Genomic DNA, 15,619 nt, shown 5'->3' with positions numbered 1-15,619 from the left:
TCGATGATCGCCCGGTCCGCGGCGTATTGAACAGTCGACCGGATGGTGTGGGGCAACCGTGTGGTGTCCTGACGCGCCGCGCCTTGCGGTGCATTGCCATGCCGTACAGGTCTTCTTCCCGCCGGTTGTTCCGTCTGGCCGATGGCTGTTTAATACATTGTGGGCGCGACGGACGCGGGACGGAACAGCTTGACCGCGCGAATGGCCTGGTTGTCGATCTGGACGACTTCCACCAAGCAGTCGCCAATTCGCAGGGCGACGTTGCCTTCCGGAATTTCCGTCAGCACTTCCAATATCAAGCCATTCAAGGTTTTCGGGCCATCGATCGGCAAGGACAATCCCAACGTTCGATTCAACTCGCGTAACGGCGTCCCGCCCGACACCACGCAGTCGCCGGCGGCGCTCCACCCACCGCGAGACGCCGAGCTGCGTGGCGTCGATGTGGTGAATTCGCCGGTCAGCTCTTCGATGATGTCCTCGGGCGTGACCAGGCCCTGTACTTCGCCGTACTCGTTGACGACGATGCCGATGCGTTTTCGGTTTTCCTGGAAGTAGCGCAACTGTTGGAAGACCTGTGTGCCTTCGGGGATGAAGTAGGGCTCATCCAGCATGCCGCGAATCGTGTTCTTCGTCAGCTCCCGCGTATGCAGCGATGCCAATGTCTTGCGCACATGCAGCACGCCGACGATACGATCGATGTCGGTATCGAACACCACCAGCTTGTTATGCTGGCAGTTCACCAACTGGCGGACGATGAGATCCATGTCCTGATTGAGGTCGAGCCCCGCGATGCGGCGCCGCGGCACCATGACGTCGCCAATCTCGATATTGTCCAGGTCGAACAGATTCATCAGGATGCTGCGGTGCTGCAGCGGCATGAAGCCGCCCGATTCAATCAGGATATTGCGAATCTCCTCGGTGGTGAGCCGCGTGTCGCGCACGGCACGCGTGTTGATGCGTAGCATCCGCAGTGTCGTCAGCGCGAACAGGTTGACGAGCCATATCACCGGTCGTGCGACGCGCATCAATGGCGCCAGCACGGTACTGGCCGGTAGCGCGATTTTTTCTGGGAAGCTGGCGCCGACAATCTTCGGCGTGATTTCACAGAAAACGATGATCAGGAAGGCGACCACGCCGGTTGTGATGGAGAGCACGAGATTGTCATGCCCGAACATTACCAGCGTGATCGACGTGGTCACCACTGGGATGATCACGTTGATCAGGTTATTGCCGATCAGGATCAGGCTCAGCAGTTGCTCGGTCTGCGCCAGCAGCCGCTGCGTGCGTTTGGCACCGAAGGCATTCTTGCTCGCGAGGTACTTTAACCGATGGCGGTTCAGCGCCATCATCGCGGTTTCGGAGATTGAGAAGAAAGCAGAGAGAATCAGCAGAAGAACGATGATGCCGATCTTCGCCCATAAAGGAAGCGTGTCCACGCGTGCCGTGAGCCTGCGAGAAAAAGGAAAAGGGTCAGTTGCCTTCGACTATAGCAGAAGGTGCTTCTATGCCAATAGTTACCAAGGGATCGGCGAGAGGGTGACGATGAACGCTGGCAGGTGCGGCGCAAAGAGGACCGTTGTTGGTCGTCATCGGCCACGTATCGATATTGCGTGACGCGCCTTGCGCTGTTTTTTCGACCGCCACGCGATAAGCGGACCTGAGGTATTTTTCGATATCCCAAGACGAAAAAAAACCGCCGAGCGGACTTGGCGGTTTTTTCGCCCTGACTGATCAGGACTAAATTCTGGTCGGGGTGAGAGGATTCGAACCTCCGGCCTCTACGTCCCGAACGTAGCGCTCTACCAGGCTAAGCTACACCCCGTTTCCGACATTTCGCGCCTTGTTTTATTACCACACAAAGGTTCGCGCCGCGTCGAGAGGTGGAACTATAGCAAATTTTTTTAAGAATGAGCAAGCTTTTTGCCGAAAATTTTTGCATCGGTCCGCGCCGTTCGGATGACCAGAAACACCAGCACGCCAATGCAGACCAGTGGCCCCAACCCCACGTTGTAATGCCGTGCAATCGAGTCCGCACCCACGGGCAGCATCCACGCCAGTAGCAGCATTTCTCGTTCGCCACGCAACCATCCATGCTGAAGCGCATGCTGCACGACGAAGGCAATCGGAATGGCCAGCCAGACCGCGTCATACAGGTAAAGGTAGGGGCTGATCAATAGCGTTGCCGTGACCAAGGCGGCCGCGCGAATCGCGTACGACGGTTGGCGGAACCAGATCCAGACCATGGCGGCCGTTGCGGCGACAGCGACTGCCGCATGCGCGACCAGCGCTGCGGTCACGGGCACGTGCAGCAGGCGCAGCGTCGCATAGAGCGTGGTCATCTGCCACCATGGAAAGGTGCCGTCGACGAGCGACTGTCGGGCAAAGCCATTTGCATGGATAAATGCGGCGAATGCGCCCGGTCCTACTACCCACATGGCGATGCCGGCAAATACCGCGGCGGTCACTGCCGCCGACACGAATGCGGTCCACATCCGTCCACACAGTAGTGCGATGGGAAACAGAATGGCCAGTTGCGGCTTGACCGACAACAGTCCGATACAGACACCGGCCCAGACCTGCCGATTCGCGCCAAGCAGCAGCAGCGCGGCCAGGCCCAGGCACGCCGTCATCGTGCCGTTTTGTCCGTGCAGCAGATTCGGCAGGAAACAGCAGATCGCCGCGATCGGCCAGCGTGCTGCATTCATGGGCAGCAGGCGGCGAAGCATCAGGCCGAGCACCGCCGCCGCAACGATTTCGAACGCGAGATACGACACGGGGAAGGGCAGCAACGCCAGCGGCCAGATCATCAGCAAATAGGTGGGCGGATACAGCCAGGGGCCGATGACCGACAGTTCCGGCGAGATCGTCACCGCCACCTTGAGCAGTGTCTTGTAGTCGTACGCCTGGATGGCTTGTCCATGCAGCGCGAGCCAGGATGCGCTCCAGAAATCGGCGAAATCATAACCACCGGGCACCGCGATACCGATGGCTGCATAGTAATACAACCGGCCGATCGTGATCCCCGTCACCGCCAGCGACGCCCAGGCATACAGCCGCACCCGCTCCGGGGTGAGCCAGTGTCGTTTCTGCTGAGAGGGGGCGTGGGACACGGGCATCTCCAGATGCAGTGTTGCGTGATAGGGCGCTGCAAGGGGAAAAACCGGAGGGGGCGATGGTGGTGCGGGACAATCGCGTCACACTCCCGTGCGCGAACGGATCGCTCAGTCGCCGCGCCGTCCGTCTTCCACGGCAATCGTCGCGGCAGGCACGGCGGCGGCCCGACGCCTCAAGAGTTCCGGCCGGTCGAGTAGGTGCACAGCGCCATCAGGGCGGTCTTGTGGGGCGTGTCCGGGAAGCCGGCGACGGCGTCGGCAGCCGCCTGGGCTTCGCGTTGCGCGCAGCGCAGCGTGTAGTCCAGCGCACCGCTACGCTGGATGGCGGCGAAAATCGTGTCGAAGCGGTCCGTGCCTCCCTGCTCGATCGCGTCGCGGGCCAACTGCCGTTCCTCGGTGGTGCCATTTTCCATTAGATGGATCAATGGCAACGTCGGCTTGCCTTCACGCAGGTCGTCGCCGGCATTCTTGCCCATTTCGTCGGACGATCCGGCGTAGTCGAGCCAATCGTCCATCAACTGGAACGCCGTTCCCATGCGGCGACCATATTCGGTGGCCGCTTCCTCGAATGCCGGGGTGGCGCCCGCCAATACCGCCCCTAGTTGCGCCGATGCTTCGAACAGTCGTGCGGTTTTATAACGGATGACCTGGGTATAGCGTGCTTCGTTGACGTCCGGGTCATGCATGTTCAGCAATTGCAGAACTTCCCCCTCGGCGACGATATTCGTTGCCTCCGAGACGATCTCCATAACCCGCATCAGTCCGACATTGGCCATCATCTGGAACGAGCGCGAGTGCAGGAAGTCGCCAACGAGCACGCTGGCGGCATTGCCAAATACCGCATTCGCGGTTTTCTTGCCGCGTCGCAAATCCGATTCGTCGACGACGTCATCGTGCAGCAACGTTGCCGTGTGAATGAATTCGATCACCGCGGCTAGCGTATGGTGATGGCCCTTCGGGTCGTCGTAGCCCAGTGCGCCCGCAATCAGCAGTAGCAGCGCGGGACGTAGCCGCTTGCCGCCAGCGCCGATGATGTACTCGGAGATCTGGTTGATCAGCACGACCTCGGAAGCGAGGCTGGCACGGACCACGCGATCTACGGCACGCATATCGACTTCGATGGGCGCGAGCAGGGAGGCGGACGATGTCGTGGTGTGGGAAGCGGCAGTCAAGGACGGCACCGTAAGTACGAGATAGCGCGGATTATAGAACGAAGTAGGCTCGAAGTCGGTTACGGCCGCTCTCGACGCCTCAGGTGCCGGCGAACGATATTGTGTTGCGTCGCACGCACGATCCTGTCAACGACGACAGCTTATGCTGCGCAACTATTTGACCAATCTGGTCTTTTTGCTTATACTTCCCGGTTCTCGCGCATTGTGCGCGGAAAACATCAGTACTCGAGTGAGGTTTATCAATGTACGCGGTCATAAAAACCGGCGGCAAGCAGCATAAAGTCGTCGTCGGCGAAAAATTGAAAGTAGAACAGATACCGGCAGACATTGGCGCAGAAATCACGCTCGACCAGGTGCTCGCAGTGGGCGAAGGCGAATCGATTAAGTTCGGTACGCCGCTGGTCGGTGGGGCTTCCGTCAAGGTAACTGTCTTGGCACACGGCCGTCACGACAAAGTGACGATTTTCAAAATGCGCCGTCGGAAGCACTACCAGAAGCATGGTGGCCACCGTCAGAATTACACGCAGATCCGTATCGACGCCATCGAAGGATAATCCTTCCGGTCTCGTTCGGCACTTCTGACGTCACTGGCGCGCAGCGCCTCGGAGTTCAAACATGGCACACAAAAAAGCAGGCGGATCATCCCGCAACGGTCGCGATTCGGAATCCAAGCGCCTCGGCGTGAAGGTCTACGGCGGCCAGGCAATCAATGCAGGCGGCATCATCGTCCGTCAACGCGGCACGCGCGTGAACGCTGGCGCAAACGTTGGTATCGGCAAGGATCACACGCTGTTCGCGTTGACCGACGGTCACGTGCAGTTTCAAGTGAAGGGCGCGGGCAAGAAGCAATTCGTGACCGTGCTGCCGGCAGCAGCGTAATTTCGCTGATTCCGCAAGCAGTTCGTAGCGGGGCTTCGGCCCCGTGATGCCCTGGGTGTGATCGCACATCGCACCCGCTGGCATCGCGTCGAAGGCCCCGCGCTGAGCGGGGCCTTCTGCGTTTTTATGACGCATTTTAGATGACGCGCTTTTACGTGACGTGACCAGCGTGACCACCCGACTGCGTGGCCTGGTCCGGCGGCAACACCCGCTAGACGGCCGCCATTTGGCGGGTTTACGTGACGTAAGAGCGTGACCGCATTCATGGCGCGCCCCGCGTGCCCACACCGACGAGAACGGTACGATGAAATTCATTGATGAAGCACGGATAGAAGTGCTGGCAGGCGACGGCGGCAACGGCAGTGCGTCGATGCGCCGCGAAAAATTCGTGCCGTTCGGCGGCCCCGATGGCGGGGATGGCGGCCGTGGCGGCAGCGTGTACGCGGTGGCGGATCGCAACATCAACACCCTGATCGACTATCGCTATGCACGCAAGCATCAGGCGCGCCGCGGTGAAAACGGTCGAGGTGCCGATTGCTACGGCAAAGGCGGCGAAGATATTCATTTGCGCATGCCAGTGGGTACGATCATCACCGATCTCGACACCGGTGAGCTGATTGCCGACCTGACCGAGCACAACCAGGAAGTCATCATCGCCGAGGGCGGTGCGGGCGGACTGGGCAACATTCACTTCAAGTCCAGTACGAACCGGGCGCCACGGCAAAAGACGGATGGCGCCGTGGGTGAGAAGCGGATGGTGAAGCTGGAGTTGAAGGTGTTGGCCGACGTGGGGTTGCTCGGCATGCCGAACGCCGGCAAGTCGACGTTTATCGCCTCGGTCTCGAACGCCAAGCCGAAAATCGCCGACTATCCGTTCACGACGTTGGCGCCAAACCTGGGCGTCGTCCGCGTTGCACCGGGCAAGAGCTTTGTCATCGCCGACATTCCGGGTCTGATCGAAGGGGCGGCGGAAGGGGCGGGATTGGGGCACCAGTTCTTGCGCCATTTACAACGTACGGGCCTGTTGCTGCATATCGTCGATGTCGCACCGTTCGATGCCGCGACAGACCCCGTGGCGGAGGCGAAGGCAATCGTCAACGAGCTGCGCAAATATGACGCGTCGCTGCACGAAAAGGCCCGCTGGCTGGTACTGAACAAGGTGGATATGCTACCAGCGGACGTACGGGCGAAGCAGGTCAAGGATTTCGTCAAGCGCTTCGGTTGGAAGGGGCCGGTCTTCGAGATTTCCGCGCTGAGCGGCGAAGGCTGCGATAGCCTGGTGCTCGCGATCTATGAGCACCTGGTCGCCACAGGTGAAGCCGGACGCGAAGCGCATGCCGAGGAGGTCGCGGCCGACCCGCGCTTCCGTGACGTGCCGGACGCCGGCGACGCGTGACGCGTGACGCCACCGACGTGCAGACCAGGCGGCAACGGACGACAACCCACGTAGTGAAGGGCACAATGAAAGACGCGGTGAAGGGCCAGCGGAGCGAACAGGCGATTGCAGAGGTGGCGACGGGCGACGAGCGCGCGGTGCACCCGCGAGGCTCGGACCCGCGGCCCGTGATGCCCGCCGTTGATGCTGCGCCCGGCGTCGTGTCAGGGCGGTTTGCCGCGGATCTTGATCGTGATGCCGTCGACCAGGGGGACGCCGTGCGCTCGGTCATTGCCGGTGCGAGACGTCTGGTGGTAAAAGTGGGTTCCAGCCTGGTCACGAACGATGGCCGTGGCTTGGACCGCAGTGCAATCGCCCGTTGGGCCGAGCAGATCGCGGCGCTGCGTCAAGCGGGCAAGGAAGTCGTGTTGGTGAGTTCCGGGGCCATTGCCGAAGGGATGCAACGGCTCGGCTGGGTGCGCAGACCGAAGGAAATCGACGAGTTGCAGGCTGCGGCCGCCGTCGGCCAGATGGGGCTGGTGCAGGTCTACGAGACCAGTTTCGCCGCGCATGGCATCCGTACCGCGCAGATTCTATTGACGCATGCCGACCTGGCTGATCGCGAGCGTTACCTGAACGCTCGTTCGACATTGACCACGTTGCTGCGACTCGGGGTCGTACCAATCATCAACGAGAACGACACGGTGGTCACGGACGAGATTCGTTTCGGCGACAACGACACCTTGGGCGCGCTGGTCGCAAACTTGATTGAAGGCGATGCGTTGGTGATCCTGACGGACCAGCCCGGGCTTTATACCGCGGATCCGCGCAAGGACCCGCATGCGACGCTGGTGCGCCATGCCGACGCCGGCGATCCGGCGCTGGAGTTGATGGCGGGCGGTACCGGCACGGCGATCGGCAGTGGCGGGATGCTTACCAAGATTCTGGCGGCGAAGCGCGCGGCGCATAGCGGCGCGGCAACAATCATCGCGTCGGGCCGCGAGCCCGATGTGCTGGTTCGGCTCGCCCAGGGTGAGGCGGTAGGAAGCCAATTGGTTGCCCGTACCGCCCGGCTGGCGGCGCGTAAACAATGGATGGCGGATCATCTGCAACTGCGTGGGCACGTCGTGATCGATGCCGGCGCTTGCCGCAAGGTGGTGGACGAAGGAAAGAGTCTGCTGCCGATTGGCGTGGTCGCTGTCCAGGGCACGTTCAGCCGCGGCGACATCATTGCCTGTGTCGATGAAAACAACCGGGAAATCGCCCGAGGCATTACGCACTACGGCAGCGTCGAGGCGCAGCGCATTCTACGCCATGCAAGTCAAGAGATCGAATCGATCCTCGGCTATATGTATGAGCCGGAATTGATCCATCGTGACAATCTGGTGATTGTTTAAATCAGTGGATGGATGATTGGGGCCCAACGGAGAAGCGGGGTCGTGCCGACCCCATGGCGCTTAATTGCGGTACTGGCTTGTCCGCAGGCTGCGGTTGTAGCGGATGTACTCGATGATGGACTTCACGCTTGTGACGGGCGATTTGTTACTGCAGAAATAGTCGTTATACAACGCGTCCTGATAGCCGTTCATCGGATTTGGCTGAATTCGCATCCACTCGGTCGATGCATTATCCCAAGCGGTGCCATCTGAATTCGTTCCAGAGTAGAGGCGCCACGAGTAATTCGCGCAACGGATGCCCTCGTAGCGAATATTGCGCGCCCCGGCCTGGCTTTTGACCTCGACCGTGTAACGGACAACGCCGTCCTTGCCGATGGTGATCGACGTCTTGTCGATCAGGAAGGTCAATTCGGCCTGCGACGAAACCTGGAACGGCAGCAAGTTCTTGTCTTGCGGCAGCGGCGGCAACGATGCCACCGGCATTTCCTGCCAATTGTCATCGCGTCCCGTCACCATATCCATCAGGCTGCGACCTTCCGAGAGACCATCACCGTTATTCCCGGTTCCATCCGGATCAGCGGCATGCGCAATGCCGATGGGTGACAGGCCTGACAGCATCGGCAGCGAAGACACCGCACTCAATGAAGCACATGCCGCGGCGCAACACGCCGCGGCCATTGTGAACTGGACCGCTCGCCGCATGCGCGGCGCCACCTTCGAAAACATCACGCTGTCGGAATCCTGGTTATTTGAATGCGGCTGGACGACGCGGCAGCGGCGGAAGCGGCAGGCCGCTCGACACCCCGACGGTTAGCGCGCTGATCACCACCAGCGCACCACCTACCGTCGCCCTCCCGGCGATGCCAGCCTGACCGTCGGATGTGGCGAGAGGCGGCGTACCGCTGTAGCGCTCGGTGACCACGTCCTGGACAGGGGTTTGCATCGGCAAAGCGTCCGCTATCGTACCCGACAATGCACAACCCGTCGTTGTACAGTCCGCCGCCTGCGCATCCATGGCGTGTTTCGAACCGTTACGTCGGTGGTCGGCCTCATCCGCTTCACCGCGACATACCGCGTCGTTGCCGGTGCATGATGTGTCACTGTCGGCGCGCATATCGTCGGTACTGCCCGGCGCCGAACCCCCATCGAGTGGAAGGTCTTTGCCGGGCTTGGCCGTGGTGCGACGCACAAAGCGCGACAGCTCGGTCAATGCGAGGTGGTAGACATCGCGCTTGAACTCGATCACCGCGTCAAGCGGTACCCAATAGGTGTTCCAACGCCAGGCATCGAACTCCGGATGCGTGGTGGTTCGCAAGCAAATATCGCAATCGCGACCCACCATGCGCAGCAGGAACCATATCTGCTTTTGTCCGCGATAATGCCCACGAACCTCGCGACGTATGAACTTATCCGGCACCTCGTATCGCAGCCAGTCACGCGTACGGCCGATGACCTTCACGTGTTCCGGAAGCAGTCCGATTTCCTCGTGCAACTCCCGATACATCGCCTGGACAGGCGTCTCGCCGTACTTGATCCCGCCCTGCGGAAACTGCCAGGAATGTTCACGCAGACGCTTGCCCCAGAAGACCTCATTGCGCGCGTTCAGCAGCACGATGCCGACGTTCGGGCGAAAGCCTTCACGATCAAGCATACAACCACCTTCGAATCCTTTAAAATTGCTTTGATTATAAACAGATATGTGTGCGCTTGACACCCCGGGACGGTCCGGACGCCTTCGCGGCGCCGCCACAGGCCGTTTTCGGGAGCAAGGTGCGGTGGTTTGGAGCGGGCACGCGGTGCCTTTCCCGAACCGGCACATACGCCTGTCGACAAGCGCGGCGGGTGGCACGCTAGGCGCCTGACCGGTCTGTTGCCGGCGCTATTTAATTCGGAACCCTACTGCATGAAAGCATCGCGATTTTTCATCGGCACGTTGAAGGAAGCGCCATCGGACGCCGAGATCGTCAGCCATCAACTGATGTTGCGCGCGGGCATGATCCGGCGCGTGGCCGGCGGCATCTATGACTATTTGCCGATCGGCTTGCGATCGATCCGCAAGGTCGAGAAAATCGTACGCGAGGAAATGGACGCGGCGGGGGCGTTGGAAGTGTTGCTGCCGGCAATCCAGCCGGCCGAACTATGGCAGGAGTCGGGCCGCTGGGAGAAATACGGCCCGGAACTACTGCGCTTGAAGGACCGGCATGGCCGCGACTTCGTCGTCGGCCCGACGCACGAGGAGGTGATCACGGACATCGCGCGTAAGGAAATCCGTAGCTATCGCCAATTGCCGGTCAATTTCTATCAGGTGCAGACCAAGTTCCGGGATGAGATCCGTCCGCGTTTTGGCGTGATGCGCGGCCGCGAATTCATCATGAAGGACGCGTACTCGTTCGACAAGGACGTCGCTGGCATGAAGGTGTCGTACCAGGCGATGTTCGATGCCTACGTGCGTATCTTCAACCGTCTCGGCCTGACGTTCCGCGCGGTAGTGGCCGACAATGGCTCGATCGGCGGTACGGGTTCGCACGAATTCCATGTCATCGCCGATACCGGCGAGGACGCGATCGTCTATTGCCCGACATCCGATTACGCAGCGAATATCGAGGCGGCGGAGGCCGTGGCGCCAGGGCATGCGCGCGCCGCGGCGACCGAGCCGTTTGCAAAGACGGCCACGCCCGGTCGCGCCAAGTGCGAGGCGGTGGCGGAGCAATTAGGCATCCCGCTGCAACGGACGCTGAAGTCGATCGTGATGGCCGTGGATGCGCCTCTTGACGAGCTGAACAACGGCGGTGGCCAACCCGCGACCATTGTCATGCTGTTGCTGCGTGGCGATCATGAAATGAACGAGATCAAGGTGTCGAAGCTGCCGCGCATGGCCAATGCGCGGATGGCGACGGAGGCCGAGATTGTCGATACCTTCGGCACGCCGCCGGGCTATCTTGGCCCCATCCAGGCCCTGAAGCCTTTCACGCTGTTCGTCGATCGTACCGTGGCGGCCATGCATGATTTCGTCTGCGGCGCGAACGCGGTCGACTATCACTTCACCGGAGTGAACTGGGGGCGCGACCTGCCGGTGCCGACCGACGTGCAGATCGCCGATATCCGTAACGTGCTTGCGGGCGATCCTTCGCCGGATGGCAAGGGCGTGCTGGCATTGTGCCGCGGCATCGAAGTCGGACACGTGTTTCAATTGGGGACGAATTATTCGGACAAGCTGCAGGCCACCTGCCTTGGCGAGGACGGCAAGCCCCAGTCGATGCAGATGGGGTGCTACGGGATTGGTATTACGCGGATTCTCGGTGCCGCTATCGAGCAGAACTACGATGCTCGGGGCATCATCTGGCCGGAATCGATCGCTCCGTTCGAAGTGGTGTTGTGCCCGATGGGATATGACCGTAGCGAATTGGTGCGATCGGAGGCGGATCGTCTGTACGAGACGTTGCGCGCCGCCGGCATCGACGTGATCCTGGATGATCGCGGCGAGCGGCCGGGCGTGATGTTCGCGGACTGGGAATTGATCGGCGTACCGCATCGGCTCGTGATTGGCGAGCGCGGCCTGAAGGAAGGGAAGATCGAGTATCAGGGCCGTCGTGATACACAGGCGACGCTGGTGCCGATCGAGGGTGCTGCGATCGTGACGATCGAGAGGGTCAAGCAGGCGCTGTCCTCCCGCTGATATCGTGGAATGATCATCTACCGCGCCGCCAGGGTGTTCGCGGCGCGGGCGATGATTTTATCGATGCCGTGGCGACGGCAATAAGGCATCACCCCGTGATGGCGGTTACGCGGTGGTCGACGCCAGGGCACGAATGGCCGGCAAGTTGCGCCAATAGCCTCTTGCATCCATGCCGCAACCGAAAACATAGCGGTCCGGTACTTCAAAGCCGCAGAAGTCCGGCTTTAGCGGCTTCGGCTTGTTCAATTTCTTCTCGCATAGCACCACGCTCAAAAAGCGCTTCGCCCCCATTGCGACAATGCGGTCGCGAATCGCCGCCATCGTCTCGCCTTCATCCAGAATATCGTCCAATACCAGCACCACCCGGTCCTTGACCGACTCGGCCGGGGAGACGCGCCATTGCATTTCACCGCCTTCGGTGGCATTGCGATAGCGGGTTAGGTGGATGTAGTCGAATTCGAGCGGAAAATCGAGCTTCGGGAGCAACATGCCGGTAAAAACGGCGGCGCCGCCCATCACCGACAGCAGCAACGGGAACTCGTTGCCCACGGCGGCGCGCACGGCCTCGGCCATCCGGTCAATGGCCGCATTGACGGCCTCGGACGGCACGATCTCCTCCGATTCCTGCAGTATCTTCAGCGCTTCTTCGCGATTCATTGCGGCTATCCTGCTCTCTAGACTAGGGTGGCATGCACGATCCGGCATGCATGAATGCGGATCGACATACGGGGCGTTCACATCGCATCTGCCATGCCCGTCGCGCTCCGGTGACACCGCCGCGACCGGCATGGACCAGAGGGGGCATCAGCGCATGCCGGGCAGCATGCCGCGCATGCCCCGCATCATTTTCGCCATATTGCCACCCTTCAATTTTTTCATCATCCCGCGCATTTGATCATATTGCGCGAGCATGCGATTGACTTCCTGGACCTGCACGCCCGCGCCAATCGCGATACGGCGTTTGCGGCTGGCTTTGATCAACTCCGGCTTGGCCCGTTCCTGGGGCGTCATCGAGTTGATGATGCCTTCCATACGACGCATCTGCTTCTCCGCCTGCCCCATGTCTGCCTGTCCGGCAGCTTGCTGGAATTGTGCAGGCAACTTGTCGAGAAGCGAGGACAGGCCGCCCATGCTCTTCATTTGCGACAGTTGCGCGCGGAAGTCGTTCAGATCGAAATCTCCGCCTTTCTTGACCTTGTCGGCGAGCTTCTGCGCGGCCTGGACGTCGACACCTCGCTGGGCGTCCTCGACGAGCGCAAGGATATCGCCCATGCCGAGGATTCGGCTGGCCATACGGTCCGGGTGGAAGACCTCGAGGCCGTCGAGTTTTTCCGCCACGCCGACGAACTTGATAGGCTTGCCGGTGATGTGGCGCACCGACAGCGCCGCGCCGCCGCGTGAGTCGCCGTCGAGTTTCGTCAATACCACGCCGGTCAGCGGCAACGCGTCGCTGAAGGCCTTGGCGGTATTGACGGCATCCTGGCCGAGCATCGCATCGACGACGAACAGCGTTTCGGCGGGATTCAAGACCTGATGGAGCGCCTGGATCTCCTGCATCATCGCTTCATCGATGCCGAGGCGACCCGCGGTATCGACGATCAACACGTCGTGATAATGACGTCGCGCCCAATCCAGCGCGCCCTTTGCGATCTCGATTGGCTTCTGGTCGGGCGTCGAGGGGAAGCACTCGGCGCCAACCTGCTCCGTGACCGTCTTCAACTGGGCGATGGCGGCCGGGCGATAAACGTCGGCCGAGACCGTCAGCACTTTCTTCTTGTGCTTCTCGCGTAGCAACTTGGCGAGCTTACCGACCGTGGTGGTCTTGCCGGCGCCCTGCAGGCCGGCCATCAGAATCACCGCCGGCGGTGTCACGGCCAAGTTCAGTTCGGCGGCCTTGCCGGAATAGTCGCCACCGATGACGGCGACCAATTCGCGCTGGACCACGGCCACGAGCGCCTGGCCCGGGGACAGGCTGGCGATGACCTCCTCGCCGAGTGCCTTTTCCTTGACCTTGGCGACGAATTCCCGGACGACGGGCAACGCGACGTCGGCTTCGAGCAGCGCAAGACGCACCTCACGCAGCATCTCCTGCGTGTTAGCTTCGGTCAGCCGGGCTTCGCCGCGCAACGTCTTCACGACGCGGGCCATTCTTTGGGTGAGATTGTCGAGCATGTCTGGCTGGAAAGTCTGATGTCGGCGCACCGCGCAGCGGGGCGGCCGTGGTGTAAACTCCGATCATGATCATTGTACTGTACGCGGTGACCGCGCTTCTTTATGGCGGGCTGTCGATTGCCGCCTGGCGTGCATTCAGGCAACAGCCCGAGCTCCGGACCGACCCAGAGTCGCCCGGTGGATTCGGCACGCCGCTGATGCAGGGCGTCAGTCCTGTGCAGACATCGGCTGCTGCTGCGCGCAACGGCATGATGCCGATTTCCGGGCGGCTGGCATTATTGGTCGCGCTGCTCGCGCACGGTTTGCTGCTGCATATAACGATCTTCCCATCCAACGGGATGTATTTCGGCTTCGCCCTGTCGTTGTCGTCGATGCTGTGGCTCGGGGCCGGTATCTACATGATAGAAAGTTGGTTCTTCCCGTTGGAAGGACTGGGCGTGCTAGTACTGCCGCTGGCGGCGCTCGCGTCGTTGCTGCCATTGCCGTTCAACGGCGTGCGGGTGCTCGACTACGCCGCGGATCCGTTGTTCAAGGTGCATTTCCTGATCGCCAACGTCTCGTACGGGCTGTTGGCGATCGCCGCGCTGCACGCGGTGCTGATGTTGTTTGTTGAACGACGGCTGCACGCGGCGCGTCGTGGCCGCGCCGCGGTCGGAGCCACCTATCCGCGTGCGCATGGCGCGCAAGGGGCAGGCACGATCAGTACTGGCGCGCCGGGGCGGTTTGGGGCGCCGATGTCCGCGTCGGGTAGCTGGTTCCGCAGTTGGGTGGACGTGCTGCCGCCGCTGCTGACGATGGAAAAATTGTTGTTCAGGATGATTTCGGCCGGTTTCGCGTTGCTGACGTTGACGCTGGTGTCAGGTGCATTGTTTTCCGAGCAGTTGCTCGATCGCGCGTTCAGTCTCGACCACAAGACCGTGTTCGCGGTATTGTCGTGGCTGATGTTCGGTGGCCTGGTCGCGGGACGTCATTTCTATGGCTGGCGTGGGCGCACTGCGTTGCGGTGGGTGCTCGCGTCGTTCGTGGCGTTGCTGCTCGCCTACGTGGGCAGTCGCTTCGTGTTGGAGGTGCTGTTGCACCGTCAGGTGGTTTGATGTCTCGTATGATTTTCTGGATCGTGCTGTTTGGCGCGGCGTGGTGGTTCTGGCGCCGGGCAAAGGCATCGATATTGCGGCATATGATGGACGCGCAGGCGCGTGCCGGTGGCGGTGGCACGATGTCCGGCGCGGGAGCCGGCATGGCGCGCCAGCGCGCCCCGGAGTTGGCCGAGCCGATGGCGCGTTGCGCCTGTTGCGGTGCCTACTCGCCACGTGGCGACACCATCGAGATGTATCAGCACCGTTTTTGTAACGCCGAGCATGCACGGCGTTATGCCGAGGGCGAACGGCCGTCCACGTGACGGTCTCTTTTTTCGACGGAACGAAGAGGCGACACGTGAACGATGTCGGGCGGACGCTGGCGATCGATGCACATGGCTGGCTCTGGCCTGCCGCCCGTGACCGCGAGGTCGTGCAAGCGGTGCTGCAGGGGCAGGTGGCGGGACGTGCCGTTGGACCCGATGCCGTTGCGCATCAGCGCTCGCCGAATGCCGATGCGCGGCCTCGCGATACGGCGCCCACGCTGCTGGTGATACACAACATCAGCCTGCCGCCCGACGTGTTCGGCACGGGTGATATCCACGCACTCTTCAACAACACGCTTGATCATGCGTCGGACCCTTATTACGCCTCGCTGTCGGGGGTGCGCGTGTCGGCGCATTTCCTGATCGCACGCGATGGCGCCATCACGCAATTCGTTTCCACCCATGAGCGGGCGTGGCACGCGGGCGCATCGGC

At 61.4% G+C, this 15,619-nt stretch carries 15 protein-coding genes and 1 tRNA gene; 8 read left to right on the top strand and 8 right to left on the bottom strand.

Annotated elements, in window-relative coordinates; translation table 11 throughout:
* Positions 1-149: 149 nt before the first annotated feature.
* The 4 genes from WM40_RS20525 to WM40_RS20510 form a co-directional block, all read right to left on the bottom strand.
* Positions 150-1,436: an HlyC/CorC family transporter gene (locus WM40_RS20525; protein ID WP_024901861.1), complete on the bottom strand. Its 1,287-nt coding sequence runs from the start codon at positions 1,434-1,436 to the stop codon at positions 150-152.
* A gap of 309 nt (positions 1,437-1,745) precedes the next feature.
* Positions 1,746-1,822 (bottom strand) — tRNA-Pro (locus tag WM40_RS20520).
* A gap of 79 nt (positions 1,823-1,901) precedes the next feature.
* Complete coding sequence (locus tag WM40_RS20515) at positions 1,902-3,110, bottom strand: glycosyltransferase family 87 protein (RefSeq protein WP_157684908.1); 1,209 nt, start codon at positions 3,108-3,110, stop codon at positions 1,902-1,904.
* 176 nt (positions 3,111-3,286) lie between these two features.
* The gene (locus WM40_RS20510; RefSeq protein ID WP_081764753.1) at positions 3,287-4,222 is read right to left on the bottom strand and encodes a polyprenyl synthetase family protein; all 936 of its coding nucleotides are present in this window, start codon (positions 4,220-4,222) and stop codon (positions 3,287-3,289) included.
* A gap of 305 nt (positions 4,223-4,527) precedes the next feature.
* Here WM40_RS20510 and rplU point away from each other — a divergent pair, with 305 nt between their 5' ends.
* The 4 genes from rplU to proB all read left to right on the top strand — a co-directional run bounded on the left by rplU (position 4,528) and on the right by proB (position 7,936).
* The gene (rplU, locus tag WM40_RS20505; RefSeq protein ID WP_024901858.1) at positions 4,528-4,839 is read left to right on the top strand and encodes a 50S ribosomal protein L21; all 312 of its coding nucleotides are present in this window, start codon (positions 4,528-4,530) and stop codon (positions 4,837-4,839) included.
* 61 nt (positions 4,840-4,900) lie between these two features.
* Positions 4,901-5,164, top strand: coding sequence for a 50S ribosomal protein L27 (rpmA, locus tag WM40_RS20500; protein ID WP_024901857.1), 264 nt, complete (start codon positions 4,901-4,903; stop codon positions 5,162-5,164).
* A gap of 304 nt (positions 5,165-5,468) precedes the next feature.
* Entirely contained in the window at positions 5,469-6,560 is a 1,092-nt protein-coding gene (gene cgtA, locus WM40_RS20495; protein WP_036007300.1) for an Obg family GTPase CgtA, read from the top strand.
* A 257-nt stretch (positions 6,561-6,817) separates the two neighbouring features.
* Positions 6,818-7,936: a glutamate 5-kinase gene (proB, locus tag WM40_RS20490; RefSeq protein WP_024901856.1), complete on the top strand. Its 1,119-nt coding sequence runs from the start codon at positions 6,818-6,820 to the stop codon at positions 7,934-7,936.
* A 60-nt stretch (positions 7,937-7,996) separates the two neighbouring features.
* On the opposite strand, the gene WM40_RS20485 is transcribed toward proB, so the two are convergent.
* The gene (locus WM40_RS20485) at positions 7,997-8,662 is read right to left on the bottom strand and encodes a CNP1-like family protein (RefSeq protein ID WP_052738430.1); all 666 of its coding nucleotides are present in this window, start codon (positions 8,660-8,662) and stop codon (positions 7,997-7,999) included.
* 19 nt (positions 8,663-8,681) lie between these two features.
* Positions 8,682-9,587: an RNA pyrophosphohydrolase gene (locus WM40_RS31670; protein ID WP_024901854.1), complete on the bottom strand. Its 906-nt coding sequence runs from the start codon at positions 9,585-9,587 to the stop codon at positions 8,682-8,684.
* Between the two features lie 252 nt (positions 9,588-9,839).
* Here WM40_RS31670 and WM40_RS20475 point away from each other — a divergent pair, with 252 nt between their 5' ends.
* The gene (locus tag WM40_RS20475; protein ID WP_046153833.1) at positions 9,840-11,612 is read left to right on the top strand and encodes a proline--tRNA ligase; all 1,773 of its coding nucleotides are present in this window, start codon (positions 9,840-9,842) and stop codon (positions 11,610-11,612) included.
* 105 nt (positions 11,613-11,717) lie between these two features.
* On the opposite strand, the gene WM40_RS20470 is transcribed toward WM40_RS20475, so the two are convergent.
* Together WM40_RS20470 and ffh are read right to left on the bottom strand one after the other, a co-directional pair.
* Positions 11,718-12,269, bottom strand: coding sequence for a hypoxanthine-guanine phosphoribosyltransferase (locus tag WM40_RS20470; RefSeq protein ID WP_024901852.1), 552 nt, complete (start codon positions 12,267-12,269; stop codon positions 11,718-11,720).
* Between the two features lie 147 nt (positions 12,270-12,416).
* Positions 12,417-13,784, bottom strand: coding sequence for a signal recognition particle protein (gene ffh, locus WM40_RS20465; RefSeq protein WP_046153825.1), 1,368 nt, complete (start codon positions 13,782-13,784; stop codon positions 12,417-12,419).
* A gap of 65 nt (positions 13,785-13,849) precedes the next feature.
* Here ffh and WM40_RS20460 point away from each other — a divergent pair, with 65 nt between their 5' ends.
* The 3 genes from WM40_RS20460 to WM40_RS20450 all read left to right on the top strand — a co-directional run.
* Positions 13,850-14,878, top strand: coding sequence for a cytochrome C assembly family protein (locus WM40_RS20460; protein WP_024901850.1), 1,029 nt, complete (start codon positions 13,850-13,852; stop codon positions 14,876-14,878).
* On the top strand, positions 14,878-15,183 hold the full coding sequence (locus WM40_RS20455; RefSeq protein WP_024901849.1) for a PP0621 family protein: 306 nt from the start codon (positions 14,878-14,880) through the stop codon (positions 15,181-15,183). The genes WM40_RS20460 and WM40_RS20455 overlap by 1 nt, the downstream gene beginning before the upstream one ends.
* A 35-nt stretch (positions 15,184-15,218) precedes the next feature.
* Positions 15,219-15,619, top strand: a 401-nt coding sequence (locus WM40_RS20450) for an N-acetylmuramoyl-L-alanine amidase (RefSeq protein ID WP_413783817.1), incomplete at its 3' end; no start/stop codon positions are given.

This window comes from Robbsia andropogonis (assembly GCF_000970345.1).
In the GTDB taxonomy this organism is placed as follows: domain Bacteria; phylum Pseudomonadota; class Gammaproteobacteria; order Burkholderiales; family Burkholderiaceae; genus Robbsia; species Robbsia andropogonis.
The sequence above is the reverse complement of the archived record's forward strand: the minus strand, read 5'-3'. Positions and strand labels throughout refer to the sequence as shown.

What these genes read in the sequence shown, in the direction of transcription:
- WM40_RS20460 (WP_024901850.1), top strand. Translation starts at nt 13,850, where the DNA reads ATGATCATTGTACTGTACGCGGTGACCGCGCTTCTTTATGGCGGGCTG.
- cgtA (WP_036007300.1), top strand. Translation starts at nt 5,469, where the DNA reads ATGAAATTCATTGATGAAGCACGGATAGAAGTGCTGGCAGGCGACGGC.
- WM40_RS20510 (WP_081764753.1), bottom strand. Translation starts at nt 4,222, where the DNA reads ATGCGTGCCGTAGATCGCGTGGTCCGTGCCAGCCTCGCTTCCGAGGTC.
- WM40_RS31670 (WP_024901854.1), bottom strand. Translation starts at nt 9,587, where the DNA reads ATGCTTGATCGTGAAGGCTTTCGCCCGAACGTCGGCATCGTGCTGCTG.
- rplU (WP_024901858.1), top strand. Translation starts at nt 4,528, where the DNA reads ATGTACGCGGTCATAAAAACCGGCGGCAAGCAGCATAAAGTCGTCGTC.
- WM40_RS20455 (WP_024901849.1), top strand. Translation starts at nt 14,878, where the DNA reads ATGTCTCGTATGATTTTCTGGATCGTGCTGTTTGGCGCGGCGTGGTGG.
- WM40_RS20475 (WP_046153833.1), top strand. Translation starts at nt 9,840, where the DNA reads ATGAAAGCATCGCGATTTTTCATCGGCACGTTGAAGGAAGCGCCATCG.
- rpmA (WP_024901857.1), top strand. Translation starts at nt 4,901, where the DNA reads ATGGCACACAAAAAAGCAGGCGGATCATCCCGCAACGGTCGCGATTCG.
- ffh (WP_046153825.1), bottom strand. Translation starts at nt 13,784, where the DNA reads ATGCTCGACAATCTCACCCAAAGAATGGCCCGCGTCGTGAAGACGTTG.
- WM40_RS20485 (WP_052738430.1), bottom strand. Translation starts at nt 8,662, where the DNA reads ATGTTTTCGAAGGTGGCGCCGCGCATGCGGCGAGCGGTCCAGTTCACA.
- WM40_RS20470 (WP_024901852.1), bottom strand. Translation starts at nt 12,269, where the DNA reads ATGAATCGCGAAGAAGCGCTGAAGATACTGCAGGAATCGGAGGAGATC.